Annotated in this window: 14 protein-coding genes and 3 tRNA genes; 12 read left to right on the forward strand and 5 right to left on the reverse strand. The window is 39.8% G+C overall.

The window, feature by feature from the left end; all coding sequences use genetic code 11:
• Window positions 1–2: 2 nt before the first annotated feature.
• Window positions 3–683 (reverse strand): tetratricopeptide repeat protein, encoded by a 681-nt coding sequence (locus tag E4O01_RS08840; RefSeq protein ID WP_253691796.1) that lies wholly within the window; start codon window positions 681–683, stop codon window positions 3–5.
• Between the two features lie 93 nt (window positions 684–776).
• Entirely contained in the window at window positions 777–1931 is a 1155-nt protein-coding gene (locus E4O01_RS08845) for a galactokinase (protein ID WP_253691798.1), read from the reverse strand.
• Between the two features lie 62 nt (window positions 1932–1993).
• Here E4O01_RS08845 and lnt point away from each other — a divergent pair, with 62 nt between their 5' ends.
• Window positions 1994–3559: an apolipoprotein N-acyltransferase gene (gene lnt / locus E4O01_RS08850; protein WP_253691799.1), complete on the forward strand. Its 1566-nt coding sequence runs from the start codon at window positions 1994–1996 to the stop codon at window positions 3557–3559.
• 78 nt (window positions 3560–3637) lie between these two features.
• Here lnt and E4O01_RS08855 read toward each other — a convergent pair whose 3' ends face one another.
• Complete coding sequence (locus tag E4O01_RS08855) at window positions 3638–5119, reverse strand: Do family serine endopeptidase (protein ID WP_253691801.1); 1482 nt, start codon at window positions 5117–5119, stop codon at window positions 3638–3640.
• A 125-nt stretch (window positions 5120–5244) separates the two neighbouring features.
• Here E4O01_RS08855 and E4O01_RS08860 point away from each other — a divergent pair, with 125 nt between their 5' ends.
• Genes E4O01_RS08860 through E4O01_RS08880 form a run of 5 tightly spaced genes read left to right on the forward strand, consistent with a single transcriptional unit; the run spans window position 5245 to window position 7838 of the window.
• A complete protein-coding gene (locus E4O01_RS08860; protein WP_253691803.1) occupies window positions 5245–5508 on the forward strand; it encodes an EscU/YscU/HrcU family type III secretion system export apparatus switch protein in 264 nt (87 codons plus the stop codon).
• A gap of 18 nt (window positions 5509–5526) precedes the next feature.
• Window positions 5527–6789: a cyclic di-GMP phosphodiesterase gene (locus tag E4O01_RS08865; protein ID WP_253691805.1), complete on the forward strand. Its 1263-nt coding sequence runs from the start codon at window positions 5527–5529 to the stop codon at window positions 6787–6789.
• Window positions 6789–7181 carry a YraN family protein gene (locus tag E4O01_RS08870; RefSeq protein ID WP_253691806.1) on the forward strand — a complete coding sequence of 131 codons (393 nt, stop codon included), beginning with the start codon at window positions 6789–6791 and terminating at the stop codon, window positions 7179–7181. The genes E4O01_RS08865 and E4O01_RS08870 overlap by 1 nt, the downstream gene beginning before the upstream one ends.
• Window positions 7174–7389, forward strand: coding sequence for a hypothetical protein (locus E4O01_RS08875; protein ID WP_253691808.1), 216 nt, complete (start codon window positions 7174–7176; stop codon window positions 7387–7389). The genes E4O01_RS08870 and E4O01_RS08875 overlap by 8 nt, the downstream gene beginning before the upstream one ends.
• Window positions 7386–7838, forward strand: a complete 453-nt coding sequence (locus E4O01_RS08880) for a hypothetical protein (RefSeq protein ID WP_253691810.1) — start codon at window positions 7386–7388, stop codon at window positions 7836–7838. Before E4O01_RS08875 ends, E4O01_RS08880 begins: the two co-directional genes overlap by 4 nt.
• 33 nt (window positions 7839–7871) lie before the next feature.
• Here E4O01_RS08880 and serS read toward each other — a convergent pair whose 3' ends face one another.
• Window positions 7872–9140 (reverse strand): serine--tRNA ligase, encoded by a 1269-nt coding sequence (gene serS / locus E4O01_RS08885; RefSeq protein ID WP_253691812.1) that lies wholly within the window; start codon window positions 9138–9140, stop codon window positions 7872–7874.
• A gap of 144 nt (window positions 9141–9284) precedes the next feature.
• Here serS and E4O01_RS08890 point away from each other — a divergent pair, with 144 nt between their 5' ends.
• From E4O01_RS08890 to E4O01_RS08900, 3 genes are all read left to right on the forward strand, one after another.
• Entirely contained in the window at window positions 9285–9914 is a 630-nt protein-coding gene (locus E4O01_RS08890) for a hypothetical protein (protein WP_253691814.1), read from the forward strand.
• A gap of 61 nt (window positions 9915–9975) precedes the next feature.
• Window positions 9976–10048: transfer RNA gene (locus E4O01_RS08895), tRNA-Pro, on the forward strand.
• A gap of 14 nt (window positions 10049–10062) precedes the next feature.
• Window positions 10063–10136 (forward strand) — tRNA-Arg (locus tag E4O01_RS08900).
• A gap of 54 nt (window positions 10137–10190) precedes the next feature.
• Here E4O01_RS08900 and E4O01_RS08905 read toward each other — a convergent pair.
• A complete protein-coding gene (locus E4O01_RS08905; protein WP_253691816.1) occupies window positions 10191–11726 on the reverse strand; it encodes a sigma-54-dependent Fis family transcriptional regulator in 1536 nt (511 codons plus the stop codon).
• Window positions 11727–11838: 112 nt separating this feature from the next.
• Between E4O01_RS08905 and E4O01_RS08910 the strand changes: the two genes are divergently transcribed.
• The 3 genes from E4O01_RS08910 (at window position 11839) to E4O01_RS08920 (ending at window position 13519) form a co-directional block, all read left to right on the forward strand.
• Complete coding sequence (locus E4O01_RS08910) at window positions 11839–12579, forward strand: YggS family pyridoxal phosphate-dependent enzyme (protein WP_253691818.1); 741 nt, start codon at window positions 11839–11841, stop codon at window positions 12577–12579.
• Entirely contained in the window at window positions 12560–13384 is an 825-nt protein-coding gene (locus tag E4O01_RS08915; RefSeq protein WP_253691820.1) for a DUF4097 family beta strand repeat-containing protein, read from the forward strand. The genes E4O01_RS08910 and E4O01_RS08915 overlap by 20 nt, the downstream gene beginning before the upstream one ends.
• Window positions 13385–13445: 61 nt before the next feature.
• Window positions 13446–13519 (forward strand) — tRNA-Ile (locus E4O01_RS08920).
• The last annotated feature ends 2 nt before the right edge of the window (window positions 13520–13521 follow it).

The raw sequence follows: 13521 nt of genomic DNA on the forward strand, positions 1-13521 counted from the left end.
GTTTAGGCCTCCCGCTTATCAGAAGTTATAAGTTCAAAATGCTTTAGTATAATTTTATTATCGGGCAATTTTTCTTTTGCTCTAGAAATATAGTCTTCGGCTTCTGCCGATAAATCCATTTTATGATAAATTAAAGCCATCGAATCCAAATAGGCGGGATTTTCAGGCTGTTTTTCTACCGCTTTTTTACATAGAAGCAGGGAACGGGTTAAATCCTTGCCGGTTTCAGCAAGAATATAAGCCAATCCGTTTAAAGCTGTACTGTTCTCCGGAGAAGCTTTTAAAGCTTTTTCGTAATAGTCTATTGCTTTCTCCGTCTCTTTATGCTCATAGTAAACATAGGCTAAGGAGGAAAAAACCTGCACCGATTCATAGCCGGCTTCAAGCAATTTTGAAAGCTCAAACTCCGCAAGTCTGGTTCTTCCGGTATTGGCATAGATGAAAGCTAAAATCAATCTGCATTGATAAACCTTTGCAATATCCTTGCTTGAGGTAACTACCTGTTCAAGGTATTCCAGAGCTTGTTCATATTCGGATAAACGGGAATATATCAGCCCGATATAGTAGTTTATTTCGATTTTGATAAGAGAATCTTCCGTACTTACGCTTAAAAAGAAAACTAAGGCTTCCTGATAATCTTTTTTGTTATATAGGTCTATACCATCTTTTAATTCGGAATACATAGAGCCCTCCCCTTTTTCTAAATTATACAGAAAAAAAACTTTTTACACAATAGCAGAAAAAACACTTATAAATTCAAGAATTTAAGGCCATTATCAAAAGATTCTTGCACAGCCGGTAGGTTTTGCCATATATATCAGCGGTTTAAATCCGAAAATTCTTTCATAGTCGCCGACCTTTTCTACATAGGCTTTTGCATCTTGATCTCTAAGAATAGTATAAGTGCATCCTCCAAAACCTTTTCCCGTCATTCGGGCACAAACCAGATTAGCGGCTGAAGGCTCCATAAATTCCAATGAGCGCTTAACAAGCCAATCCAATTCAGGACAAGAAATTTCAAAACGATCCCTAAGTCCGTCATGGGAGCGGTTTAAGATACGGGAAAGAATAATATTGTCTTTGCGCTTTAAGGCATCGACAGCCTCATCAACACTCAAAGACTCACGGATAATGTAGGTTACCCTTCTACGCACCGATTCAGGGATTTCTATTTCTTCAAGCATTTTTTCGGTCAAATGCATCATATTTTTAGGCATATCCGGCTGCTTTTTTACCAGTTCATAGGCTTCAACACATTCATCCAATCTTGCAGTCAATTCTTCACGGGCAATTATGCGTGGTACGCGGGAGTCTGTTAATATAATGGAATGCCCCTCAATCGGAAACGGATAAATATCGGCTGTTTTTTTTCTATGATCGGTACGTACACAGTGGTTGGACTTTGCAAAAAGAGCACACAAAATATCAGCCCTATGCGCATAGGTATTTAAATGCTGAACATTAGCATGTTCCAGAATATCTACCAGATCACTTTTGCTAAGCTTAGGAGCAAATAGTTTGCGCAGTATCAATGCAGTCGCAGTTTTAAGAGCATTCGGAGTTCCCAATCCTGCATCTGCGGGTATTTCGGACAAAATGGTAAAATTTAAACCGGAAATATGGTATCCTAAGTCATTAAAGGCAGAAATAACGGCTTTAACCGAATTAGCCCATCGGTCTTCCCTCTTATACCTGAGACCGGAATAAGAAATCTTCTTCCGTTCGTTAAGCGAAATCGAAAATAACCTAAAATTATTATCGCTGCGTTTAGATGCACAAACATACAAATAGTGATTTATGCTCATGGAAAGAGTATTTCCTTGGGCAAACCACGTATGCTCACCAAGAAGATGAAACCGCCCCGGAGCTGCAGCACATACTTCAGGTTCATCTCCATATTCGTCAATATGAAAAGTAACTATTTTTTGCATAAATACATAATACTCGTTATATTGAAATTTTTCAATAAAAATGATTAAATAGATACATAAATATGCACTTTTTTTTATTTTTTTTGGGTATTTTTATATCCTCAACTCTATTTTCTCTAGGAATCCCGAACGAATTCGTAAATTTCGGCTCTGCGTTCGCAGGTTTTTCGGGATTGACTTTAGTATATTATACGCTTCTTAATTGCGGTTCGTATAAAAAAGCGGCCCTGCTGTATGGAATTTTTGTTTCTTCCGTACATGTAATGTCAAGTTTTTGGCTGGCATTTTTTGAGGACTTTGCAATATTTACGCTTGGGGCAAGCACCCTTGCATATTTTTTTATGGCAATGCCTTTCGGCTTTTTGCTTTATCATGGTCTTAAAAAGAATAAAAATTTAAGACCATTTTATTTTGCCTCGGTTTGGCTCCTATGGGAATTTGCCAAATCCACGGGTTTTTTGGCCTATCCTTGGGGAACAGCTCCCATGATATGCTTTAATCTAAAGCCTTTTATTCAATTTATAGACACGACAGGCGTTTGGGGGCTTTCTTTCGCCGTTCCTTTTATAGCAGCCTGTATAGGCGAAATTTTACAAGCCTTTGCCTTTTCGGCAGACTCAAAAACTTTTTTTAAGAGCATCAAAGAAATAAAAAAACTCATTGTTTTTACCTTTCTTATGACCTTAATCATAAATCTATATGGAATAAAAATTTTAAAGACACAAATAACCCCTAAAACATATTTAAACACCTTGATAGTCCAGCAAAATACCGATCCTTGGGATAATTCGCAGTTTGAAGAAAACATGAAGATCTCCCAATTTTTAACCCGCAAGGCAGCCCTTTCCTCTGATAAAAAACCGGACCTTGTAGTATGGAGCGAATCATCGCTGATATTTCCTTACAATAATAATATGGATTTTTACGATTTTGTTCCGTACGATGCCCCTTTTACAGGCTTTTTAACTGAGACAGGTTCGCCAATTCTCCTCGGTTCTCCTTATGTGAACGGAGATAAGCATTACAATGCAGCCTATCTTTTGTCGCCTAAAGGGGATATCTTAGGAATTTATTCCAAAATACAACTCGTAGCCTTTGCAGAATACATGCCCTTTACCGACAATCCTATCATAGCAAAGTTTTTTGATAAACTTGTAGGTTTTTCTTCGGGCTGGAATCCCGGCACAGAATATACGGTATTCGATATTGAAAATTCCGAAGGCAAAAACATTAAATTTACGGCTCCTATCTGCTTTGAAGATGCATTCCCTGCGATTTGCCGTGATTTACACAATAAAGGAAGCGAAGTTCTGATTAACATAACAAACGACTCGTGGTCTAAAACAAAAAGTGCAGAATATCAGCATTTTGTAGTAGCGCACTTTAGAGCCATAGAGCTTAGAACCGCCTTGGTACGTTCAACCAACTCAGGATACTCTGCAGTTGTAGACCCTAAAGGAAAAATTCTTGCAGACCTTCCATTATTTGAAGAAGCATCTCTTTGCACAGAAGTTCCCATTTATGAACACACAAAAACATTTTATGCCTCTTATAAAGACTGGTTTCCTCTTATGATATTTTTAATATTTATTTTTAACATGATGTCGGAATTTAGGAAAAGATGTTGATAAAAAGGAGGGCTGAAACAGCACTGCAAAAGCCGCTGTCTCAGCCCAAAAAAGGAGGTAAAATTAGTTAAAATTGTTTTATTTTTTAATTCTTGGGGTAACCAGATTATGACCTTCTCTTATAAAGTCAAACCAAACTTCACCGCTCGCCTTTGAAAGCTCATCATAAAAGCTCAAAACGTCTTTTACATCTTTTCCGTTAACCTTTACGATAATATCTCCGGGCTGTAAACTCATAACAGCGGCAGGGCTTTTAGACTGCAAACTTGTTACTGCAACACCGTTTTGGCCTTTTTTAAGCTCCAGCTGTTTTATAATTTCATCCGTCAGAGGTGAAGGAACAAAGCCCGGCCAAAGTTTTGAAGAATCGGCTACAATTTTTTCATCCCGTTCTTCTATTTTTACCGTAAGCAAAAGTTCTTTTCCTCTGCGCAAAATCTTAAATGAAGAAGTCTCGCCCGATTTTAAATCGGCGATAATACGCAAAATGTCGTCAACATCTTTAACCTTTGCCGAATTTACTTCAATAATATAATCACCGGGCTTTATTCCGCCCTTATCTGCAGGAGAACCTAAGAAAACCTGTCCTGCAAAGGCGCCTTCAATATTTTTTAAGTTTAAAGCCTCTCTAAATTTATCTTTTACTTCGACCAGCTGCACACCCAGCCAACCGTATTTGATTTCGCCGGAATTGATAAAATCATCAATAGCTTTTTTTAGATTGTTTATAGGAATAGAAAAGGCAAGACCTTGGGAGCCGCCGCTTGATGAAACAATCCAGTTATTTATGCCTATAACTTCACCGTAAATATTGACCAAGGGACCGCCCGAATTACCTTGATTTATGGCTGCGTCCGTCTGAATAAAATCGTTGATATTATTGCGGTTAGGGCCTCCCGATCGGCCTACAGCACTTACGATACCGCTTGTTACAGTCGATACATAGCCTAAAGGAGCACCGATTGCATATGTAAGGTCTCCGACCTGCACAGTGTTTGAATCTCCCAAAACCGCAACTCTTAAATCCTTATCATAATCAAAAGAAACCAAGGCAACATCTTTTCTTTGATCCGAGCCTACTAACTTTCCTTTAACCTTATCTCCGTTATAAAGTATAACCGAGATTGTTTTTGCATTGCCCGTAACATGTTGATTTGTTAAAGCATAATAAGTTTTACCGCTTTTTCTTACAATAACGCCTGAACCCATGCCTTCGGCTTCATATTCCCTTTCGCCCTGACCTTCTTTTTGTTCCTGAGGGCGGTTAAAGAAAAACCAAGGAAAGCCGTCTATATTGTTCTGAATCTTTCTTGTTTCGATAACATCAAGGGTAACTACAGAGGGTAAAATCATCGAGGTAAGCTCGCGGTTTGCTCTTTGAAGGGATTCAAGAGCCGAAACGGACTCCTTACTTAGTTCGGTTCTTAACCCGGAATCGGCGTATACCGTCGATGCATTTTCGGGATTACTTGAACAACGTGCCGAAAGAAAAAATACCGAGAAAAGTATAATCAATAAAATTCCGGCCGTTGCTGAAAATGGTTTTCGTACTTTATGCATACATCTAGCCTCACTTATATAATTATGATACTAAAACAAGAGGTTTTAAGTCAAGTTACATAAAAAAAAGTGTGAAAATTTGTTTATTACCTTGTTTTTTTTTATATTTGTGATAAAATGGATTTATGATAGAAAATAATAAAAAAAAAGTTGATTGTGCGGTAGCCCTTAGCTATGCTTTACACTCAAAAGCTCCGATAATTACAGCATCAGGGAAAGGGCTGACGGCAAAAAAAATTAAGGAGACGGCAGAACGCAACGGGATTCGAATTGTGGAAGATGAAAACCTGACAAACATTCTTATTCATCAGGAAATAGGTTCGTGCATCCCGGAATACACTTATAAGGCTGTAGCTGCCATCTTCGCATTTTTGCTGAAAAAGGATTAACTTAAAAGGGGATTTTAAATGTTAAAGAAAATTAAAACGGCGGAACTTAAAACCGGAGTTCGTTTTTCGGCTCCCGTCTTTTTTGATGACGGGCACAACATGTTTCTTCTGAGAGGTATGCCGCTGAGCGAAAACGAATTGAACACTTTAAAAAGGTGGAAAATTCAATATCTTGTCACTGCAGGCGATCCGGTTCCTGAAGGAGAAGTTCTGGATGACGATGTAGAAGAACTTACCGAAATAGAAGAGCTTGAAGAATTGGATGAAATACAGGAGGCAGATCCTCAGGAAGAATATCCAATCAACGGAACCAAAATTCGAAGAGCCGAAATTGAAGGAATATCGGCTGACTGTATTTTAAAACTTACAAAAGACCCTCGCTCCATGCAGCTGCATACGGAATATTTGGACATTATAAAAAGCCTTGAAAAACTGTTTGATAACTTTAAAGAAAGAAAACATGTAGACAATATGCCCGTAAACTATCATGCGGTACAGTTGACGGAATTAGTCAGAAAAAATCCTCCGCTTTGTGTAGGTTTTATACTGGGTACGGAATTGGAAGAAGATAATCTTGCACGATCCTCCGTAAACACGGCTATTTTGGCAATAATCTTGAGTGAAGCATTGGAACTCCCCAAAAATAGAATTAACGAAATAACCATTGCTGCCTTATTACATGATGTCGGAATGATGAAAATACCGCAAAAGATATTGAATAAAACTGAAGCATTGACCGACATCGAAAAACAGGCAGTTGCAGCTCATACGGCTTACGGTTATAAAACCGCCATGAGTGAACTCATGTACACAAGGGAAATTGCTTTAAGCATCATGCAGCACCACGAAAGATGGGATGGAAAGGGCCATCCTAACGGCCTTGCAGGAAAAGACATAGATATCGGTGCAAGAATAATAACGGTTGCCGATGCCTTTGTTGCAATGATAACTCCCAAATCCTATCGAGACCTAATGCTGGGTTATCAAGCCATGAAAAACTTACTCGCAGATAATGCCCGAATTTTCGATCCCGAAATAATAAAAGCGATGATTAGAAGCGTAGGTATATACCCCATTGGCTCGATTGTTTTGATGAACGATGCATCCCTTGCACGGGTAGTAAAAAGCTCTCCTGAAGCTCCTATGCGTCCATTTATACGCATACTAATCGATTCGACAGGTGAAGTTTTAAACGAAGATTCCGAACCTGTAGACTTAAAGAAAAATAAAAATCTCTTTATAGTTCGTGCTATAGATCCGAGGGCTTACAGAAACAAATAATGGATTCTCTTGGATCAAAGGGAGAAAACCGAATATCCGAATGGCTTACAGATAAAGGCTACCTCATTTTAGAACAAAACTGGCGTACCCGCACGGGAGAAATAGACATAATTGCATTGGACAAAACCGATCAAAACCGGCCTTGCGGGGTCTTGGTTTTTATAGAAGTAAAAACCCTATTAAAAACGGAATTGAGCGATTTGGATCTTATTATCAACAAAAAAAAACAAGAACGGATTATAAAAACAGCTAAATGTTTTCTTGCAAATCATCGAAAATATAATAAGATGTATATAAGATTTGATGTGGTTGTGCTGCAATCAAACCCTTTTTTGGAACAGCCGCTTAAAGTATTACATTTAGAAGATGCTTTTGGAGATTGCTATGACTAGTATGAATTTATTTCCGCATAAAAAAAATACCTCTGCCCATAATACCGTATTAACGGATGCGGAAATTCATGCAATGGAAGTAAAACTTGAAGACCCCGAATATATGGATGCCGCTATTTACCGATTGGCTTCAATCATAACGGAAAGAATTTTAAATGGGGGACTGGATTACGTAAATATGAATTTTAAACGGAGCAAAAGAGTATGAGCAAAAGACGATTTAAACCCGGCAGAAGCCAACGAACCGAAAAAAGAACAGATGATGCGGCTTCTAAAAGGCCCTTTGACGGACAAGCAAAAAAAACAAGGCCTTTTAACGGTCAAAACAGAGAACCGGCTTTTAAAAAGATAGAATATCCCGAATACACATGTACCAAATGCGGAGAAATTATACAGGATTTGAGCTCTGCCATTGCCGATAAAGAAAGCGGCTTGCCGGTACACTTTGACTGTGTTATAGAATTTTTAAAAAATGCAGAAGAGTTAAAAACCGGAGAAGAAATTATTTACATAGGAAACGGAAATTTTGCGGTTGCATATTTCGAAAATCCGAAGATACGTAAGAATTTTAAAATAATAAAACTAATTGAATGGGAAGATAAAAATAAGCTCTATCAGTGGAAAAAAGATATTTCGGAACTGACATCAAAAACATAAAAAAAAGCCGGACAATGCTCCGGCTTTTTTATTTTAACATATCTTATCAAAACCGCAATAATGAACAAGGGCTTCAGGTATCTTTACGGAGCCGTCAGCTTGCTGATAGTTTTCCAATATAGCTATCATCGCCCTGGACATGGCAATGGCAGTTCCGTTTAAGGTATGAAGAAATTTATTTTTACCGTCATCGTCTTTGTAGCGTATGTTTAACCGCCGTGCCTGATAATCGGTACAGTTAGAAGTCGAAGTAACCTCACCCCACTCTCCTCCGTTTCTTCCGGGCATCCAAGCCTCCAAATCCCATTTTCTGTAAGCGGGAGCACCGAGGTCTCCGGTACAGGTATCTACAACCCTAAAGGGAATTCCTAAACCATTGAATATTTCTTCTTCAATCGCACGGAGTTCTTCATGGAGGGCATCCGATTCTTCCGGAGTACAATAGACAAACATTTCGAGTTTTAAAAATTGATGAACACGGTAAAGGCCCTTGGAAAACTGACCTGCAGCTCCGGCCTCCCGTCTAAAGCAGTGAGAAATACCGCAGTATTTTAAAGGTAAGTTTTCTTTTTTTATTATCTCATCGGCATGATAACCTCCGAGTGTAATCTCGGCCGTTGCCACCAAACAGGAACCTTCCCCTTCAAGAGAGTATACGTTAGATTCTTCGCCGCGGGGGTTAAAACCGATGCCGTATAAAATTTCTTCCTTTGCAACATCAGGCGTAATAAAGGGTTTAAACCCATGTTTTCTCAATATGTTAAGCCCGTACATGATTAGAGCTTGCTCTAAAAATACCGCTTCGTTTTTTAAAAAATAGAATTTAACGCCTGAAACCTTTGTTCCTGCTTCAAAATCGATTATATCCAAATCTTGTCCGATCTGGACGTGATCTTTGGGTTCAAACCCGAATTGCGGAACGGTACCGCAGCGCTTCACTTCCAAATTGTCGGAATCTTCTTTACCGACGGGAGCTTTGGGATGAGCCATATTCGGAATTTTACTTACGGCTTCGTGCAGGTTTTTTTCTGCCTCAGCCAAATCGGATTCAACTTGGGCAATTTTTTCTTTTATAGTCTTCCCTTGATCGACTAACTTTTGCCTTTCTTCAGGACTAAGTTTTTGTTTCATCGAGTGGGAATTATCATTTCTTTCTTTTTGCAAATTCTGCAAGGAAGTTACAAGAGCAGTCCGCTTATCGTACAGATCCACAGCCTTATCGGCATCTGCATTCATATGCCGATTTTTAATATTTTGTTTTACGGCTTCAAGGTTTTCTTTAATAAATTTGTAATCTAACATGGTAAAATTGTACTTCTTATTTTAAATTCTGTCAAGACTTAAGATTTAGCCGTAACAATTTACCGGCCGGCTTGACAATTTTTTAGAATTATCGGATACTTGAGTATACTTAGAAATACATTTTTATTTATTTGGAGGTATTTTATGAATAAGAAAATATTTTTTGTTTGTCTTGCTTTTGCATTAATTTTTACCGGTATGCTGACGGCAAAATCAATCGGCTTAAATTTGGAAGTAGGAGCAGCTTATACCAACCATCAGCTGCATAGAATCGGCAGAAATTATGCTCATGACGGTTTTAGGCATCATGGAATAAGATCAAAAAGCTTAGGAGGCGTCAACATAGGGATTTCCTATCCTCTTCCTAAAAACTGGGAGGTTTTTGCGAACACCACCTTTGCCTTTAATAATACGTTTGTAAATGACACAATGCTGGGAGTAGGCTATGTATTTAAGCCCGGAAAAGGTTTTAACCTTTTGTTGGGAGGAGCCTTCGCCTTCGGCGGTTCCGTTTTTAGCTGGCCGGAAGGAAGCACCACAGTAACAACTAGTTATTTCAATATAGGCGGAGGAATAAATTTTACCGCTTCCTATATGTTCACAAGAAAATTTGGAATGTATGCAGGAGCTTCGGCAATATACTATAAGCCCGTAGCGGGAAATTGGTCAAGAAAAGTAGGTAATTCCACAAATTCAGGAAACATACAATCCAATACACTTCCCGATTTAGCAAAATCGATAAATATAAAACTCGGATTAAAAGTAAGATTATAAAAAACCTTGTCTCCTAGGTATTGACATTGATGCTCTTTTTGCGTATTATGTTCACTCGCATCGGGATGTAGCCTAGGGGCTAAGGCGTCTGGTTTGGGACCAGAAGATCGGGGGTTCAAATCCCTCCATCCCGATCCTTACAAGTCTTGGGATCGTAGCTCATCAGGATAGAGCAACTGCCTTCTAAGCAGTAGGTAGGGGGTTCGAGTCCCTCCGGTCCCGTTCAAGGCCGATTAAGAAGTTTTGTGTAAGAACAAAATTACTTAATCGGCTTTTTTAATACTTTATGCCGAGCTTTTTCATCTTACTTTGGAGGGTTCCGGGTTTTAGATCTAAAAGAGCTGCGGCTCCGTCTTTGCCGTAAATTTTTCCGTTTGAGGCTGAAAGAGCTCTTTCTATAATTTCGATTTGGGCCTCATCAAAGGTCTTTATTTCTTCGGGCAAAACCTTATCTCCAACCTCTTTATTGTCGGCGGCTTTTACGGGCCTTTTTTGCACTTCGCTTAAAACGTAGGTCTCCCTTGTTCCCGGTACCAGGTGCTCGGCAGGAATTTCTCCGCCTTGCGAGAGAATAGCAGCTCTTTCTACAACATTTTTAAGTTCGCGGACATTTCCGTGCCAGGGCATGGCCATAAGCTTTTCGATAGCGGCCATAGAAAGGCTCGTGTTTTCAAAACCTTTCCGCTTGCGTATATCCGAAATAAAGTGTTCGGCCAAGAGGGCCGTGTCGTCGCCTCTCTCTCTTAAAGGCGGAAGCCTCAAGGGGAAAACATCCAGCCTGTAAAGGAGGTCTTCACGGAAGCGGCTCATCGCAACGGCCTCGGCCAAGTCGACATTTGTTGCGGCTATTATGCGTACATCCACAGAAACAGGCTTTTCCCCGCCGACGCGCTCAAATTTTCCATCTTGAAGAACACGCAAAAGCTTGGGCTGAAGGTCGAAGGGCAAGTCCCCTACCTCGTCCAAAAAGAGGGTACCGCCGTCGGCAAGCTCGAACCTTCCTTTCCGCAAGGCCGCCGCCCCCGAAAAAGCCCCCTTCTCATGCCCGAAGATTTCGCTTTCGGCAAGACTTTGCACAAGGGCCGAGCAGTTTACGGGAACAAAGGGTTTTTCTGCCCTGTTGGAAAGCATGTGAATGGTGCGGGCGGCCTGTTCCTTTCCTGTTCCCGTTTCTCCCGAAATTAAAACCGGCACATCCGAGGCCGCAACCAGCTTTATCGAGTCCAAAACCGTAGTCCAAGCCCGGGAAGTTCCAACCATATCCTTAAAAATATCCGAGGATTGGAGCAAAACATTTCTTTCAAGCAAGAGACTTTCGGTCTTTTTAATCAAAGATTGAGAAGCATCCGTTTGCACCAAGGCAACCGAAATAAGCTTTGAAATTGTAGAAACAAAGCGTACAATTTCGGGTGTGAATTTTGAGCACATCCGGTGATCCAAGGTCATCATTCCTATAACCCTGTCTCCCATATAAAGAGGAGCCACCAGACAAGAATGGTTTTCGGGCATTTCGATTATTTCGTCATAGGTATCCACATGCGGAATATTTTCATCAAACAAAAAAGCCTTTCTTTCATCTAAAATTCTGGCTATATCTTTCCGCATATTTAGGTTGATTGTAAAACTGTTCAGTAATTTTGAAGAAAGCGGACCTATAGCCTTTCTTACCTTTAGAACATTTTTATCTTCAAACCCCATCACAACGGCAAGCTCATAATCGACCAGCTCTCTTAGAGCTTCAAGAATAAGCTCCAATACTTGTTCTGCAGAGATGGGATTGGTTTTGTTTAAAACTGATATAGCCTTGTTCATACTCTGCGATTATACCCTCATTATCAATCTTTGTCAAAAGGATTTACCTGCAGGATTGAACAAGAAGTGTAATTCGGATAGAATATTATACAGAAGATTTTATGGGGGAATTATGAAAGACGATATTAAAATAAATTTGGAAGAAGTACATAGACGAATGGAAGCCGCTTGTAAGGCTTGCGGACGGGATCCGAAAGAGGTAAGACTTCTTATGGCCACAAAGACAGTTACGCCTGAGCGCATTTTAAAGGCCTTCGAATACGGCGAACTTTTAATCGGCGAAAACAAGGTTCAGGAATTGTGCGAAAAATACGAGGACCTTTCATCGGTAAAGCATGAAACCCACTTTATAGGCCACCTTCAAACCAATAAGATAAAAGACGTTATAAAATATGCCGACTGCATTGAGTCCGTTGACAGGCTTGACTTGGCCGAAAAACTTAGTAAGAGACTTGAAGCTGAAGGAAAAAGCATAGATATTCTTATACAGGTAAACACCTCCGAAGAAGAAAGCAAATTCGGCTGTAAGCCTGTAGAAGCGCTCGATCTTACCGAAAAAATTGCAAAACTTCCCTGCTTAAACATAAAAGGCCTTATGACAATAGGGCTTTTTTCCGATGATATGGATAAGGTAAGGCTTTGTTTTAAACTCCTTCAAAAAATCCGCAAGGAGATTACCGAAAAGAAGATTCCGAATGTTTCCATGGATGTTGTTTCTATGGGCATGACCGGAGATCTCGAAGTTGCCATCGAAGAAGGCTCGACCCAAATCAGGGTTGGTACGGCAATTTTCGGTAAACGAAACTATCCCGATTCCTATTATTGGAACGAAAATGCAAAGGTTGAAGTGTAAGCTTTTTTTAGGTTTATGTTTTTTTTCTCTTTTTTACGGCTCCGCCCTTTTTTCTCAAAATATTGAAAATTTAACGAGGATGCAAAAGAGGGTTGTAAATATAGAAGCGGCCGTTTCTGAGGTGGATGTTTTTATAAGCAGCTATGACGGCGACACAATAGCCTATCGAACGGAACTCAAGCCGGGCACAAAACTTTCGATAGTTGAGCATAAAAAAAAGTTGAGGTTTACCGAGATAAGGCCTGCAAGCGGAAAGCTCTTTATCTATGTTCCAAAAGATTTTTTACTCGAATCGTGCAGAGTTTTAGCATCTCATTCTTCCATAAAAATTGAAGGCATAAAGGCCGTCCATTTTTCGGTCTCGGGAAATTTTAATTCGGTGAAAGTAATAAATTCTCGGCTGAAGAACAGTCTGATTTCCCTTTCAAACGGAAGCCTCACCTTTAATAACGGCATTGTAACTGCAGCCGATTTTTGTTTAAACACCTCAAAGGCAAAAATTGAGATAGCCGAAGAAAAAGAGCACTGCAACCTCTTTGTAACCCAGCAAAAATGCGAAAAATTCATCTATGCAGGAGCGGCATACACCAATAGGCTCTTAGCTCTCTCGCCTCCAAAACCTAAAAAATTTATCTCGATGAGCGCTTCTTTTTCGGACATAGACTTAGGCTTTTCGGCTCCCTTAAAAGAGCCGAGAGAAAAATTCGATAAATACGGCGTCAGCGAGTTCGGTCCCAAACTTTCTCCCAATTTAGTAGATAACGAGGCAAATTTTTTACCTAAAACAAGCACAAGTTTACCCTGACAAATTTTAATTTACCGATTGACAAGTTTTAAACTTTTTGATATACTCAAAACTCTTTTAAGGGCCCATAGCTCAGTTGGTTAGAGCAGCGGACTCATAATCCGCGGGTCGCCGGTTCAAGTCCAGCTGGGCCCACT

Source organism: Treponema sp. OMZ 790, assembly GCF_024181285.1.
GTDB lineage: Bacteria > Spirochaetota > Spirochaetia > Treponematales > Treponemataceae > Treponema_B.

Coding starts and splice junctions, on each gene's coding strand:
- E4O01_RS08865 (WP_253691805.1), top strand. CDS start 5,527: ATGTTAAAGAAAATTAAAACGGCGGAACTTAAAACCGGAGTTCGTTTT.
- E4O01_RS08875 (WP_253691808.1), top strand. CDS start 7,174: ATGACTAGTATGAATTTATTTCCGCATAAAAAAAATACCTCTGCCCAT.
- E4O01_RS08905 (WP_253691816.1), bottom strand. CDS start 11,726: ATGAACAAGGCTATATCAGTTTTAAACAAAACCAATCCCATCTCTGCA.
- E4O01_RS08880 (WP_253691810.1), top strand. CDS start 7,386: ATGAGCAAAAGACGATTTAAACCCGGCAGAAGCCAACGAACCGAAAAA.
- E4O01_RS08870 (WP_253691806.1), top strand. CDS start 6,789: ATGGATTCTCTTGGATCAAAGGGAGAAAACCGAATATCCGAATGGCTT.
- E4O01_RS08890 (WP_253691814.1), top strand. CDS start 9,285: ATGAATAAGAAAATATTTTTTGTTTGTCTTGCTTTTGCATTAATTTTT.
- E4O01_RS08910 (WP_253691818.1), top strand. CDS start 11,839: ATGAAAGACGATATTAAAATAAATTTGGAAGAAGTACATAGACGAATG.
- E4O01_RS08840 (WP_253691796.1), bottom strand. CDS start 683: ATGTATTCCGAATTAAAAGATGGTATAGACCTATATAACAAAAAAGAT.
- E4O01_RS08915 (WP_253691820.1), top strand. CDS start 12,560: ATGCAAAGGTTGAAGTGTAAGCTTTTTTTAGGTTTATGTTTTTTTTCT.
- E4O01_RS08845 (WP_253691798.1), bottom strand. CDS start 1,931: ATGCAAAAAATAGTTACTTTTCATATTGACGAATATGGAGATGAACCT.
- E4O01_RS08860 (WP_253691803.1), top strand. CDS start 5,245: ATGATAGAAAATAATAAAAAAAAAGTTGATTGTGCGGTAGCCCTTAGC.
- E4O01_RS08855 (WP_253691801.1), bottom strand. CDS start 5,119: ATGCATAAAGTACGAAAACCATTTTCAGCAACGGCCGGAATTTTATTG.
- lnt (WP_253691799.1), top strand. CDS start 1,994: ATGCACTTTTTTTTATTTTTTTTGGGTATTTTTATATCCTCAACTCTA.
- serS (WP_253691812.1), bottom strand. CDS start 9,140: ATGTTAGATTACAAATTTATTAAAGAAAACCTTGAAGCCGTAAAACAA.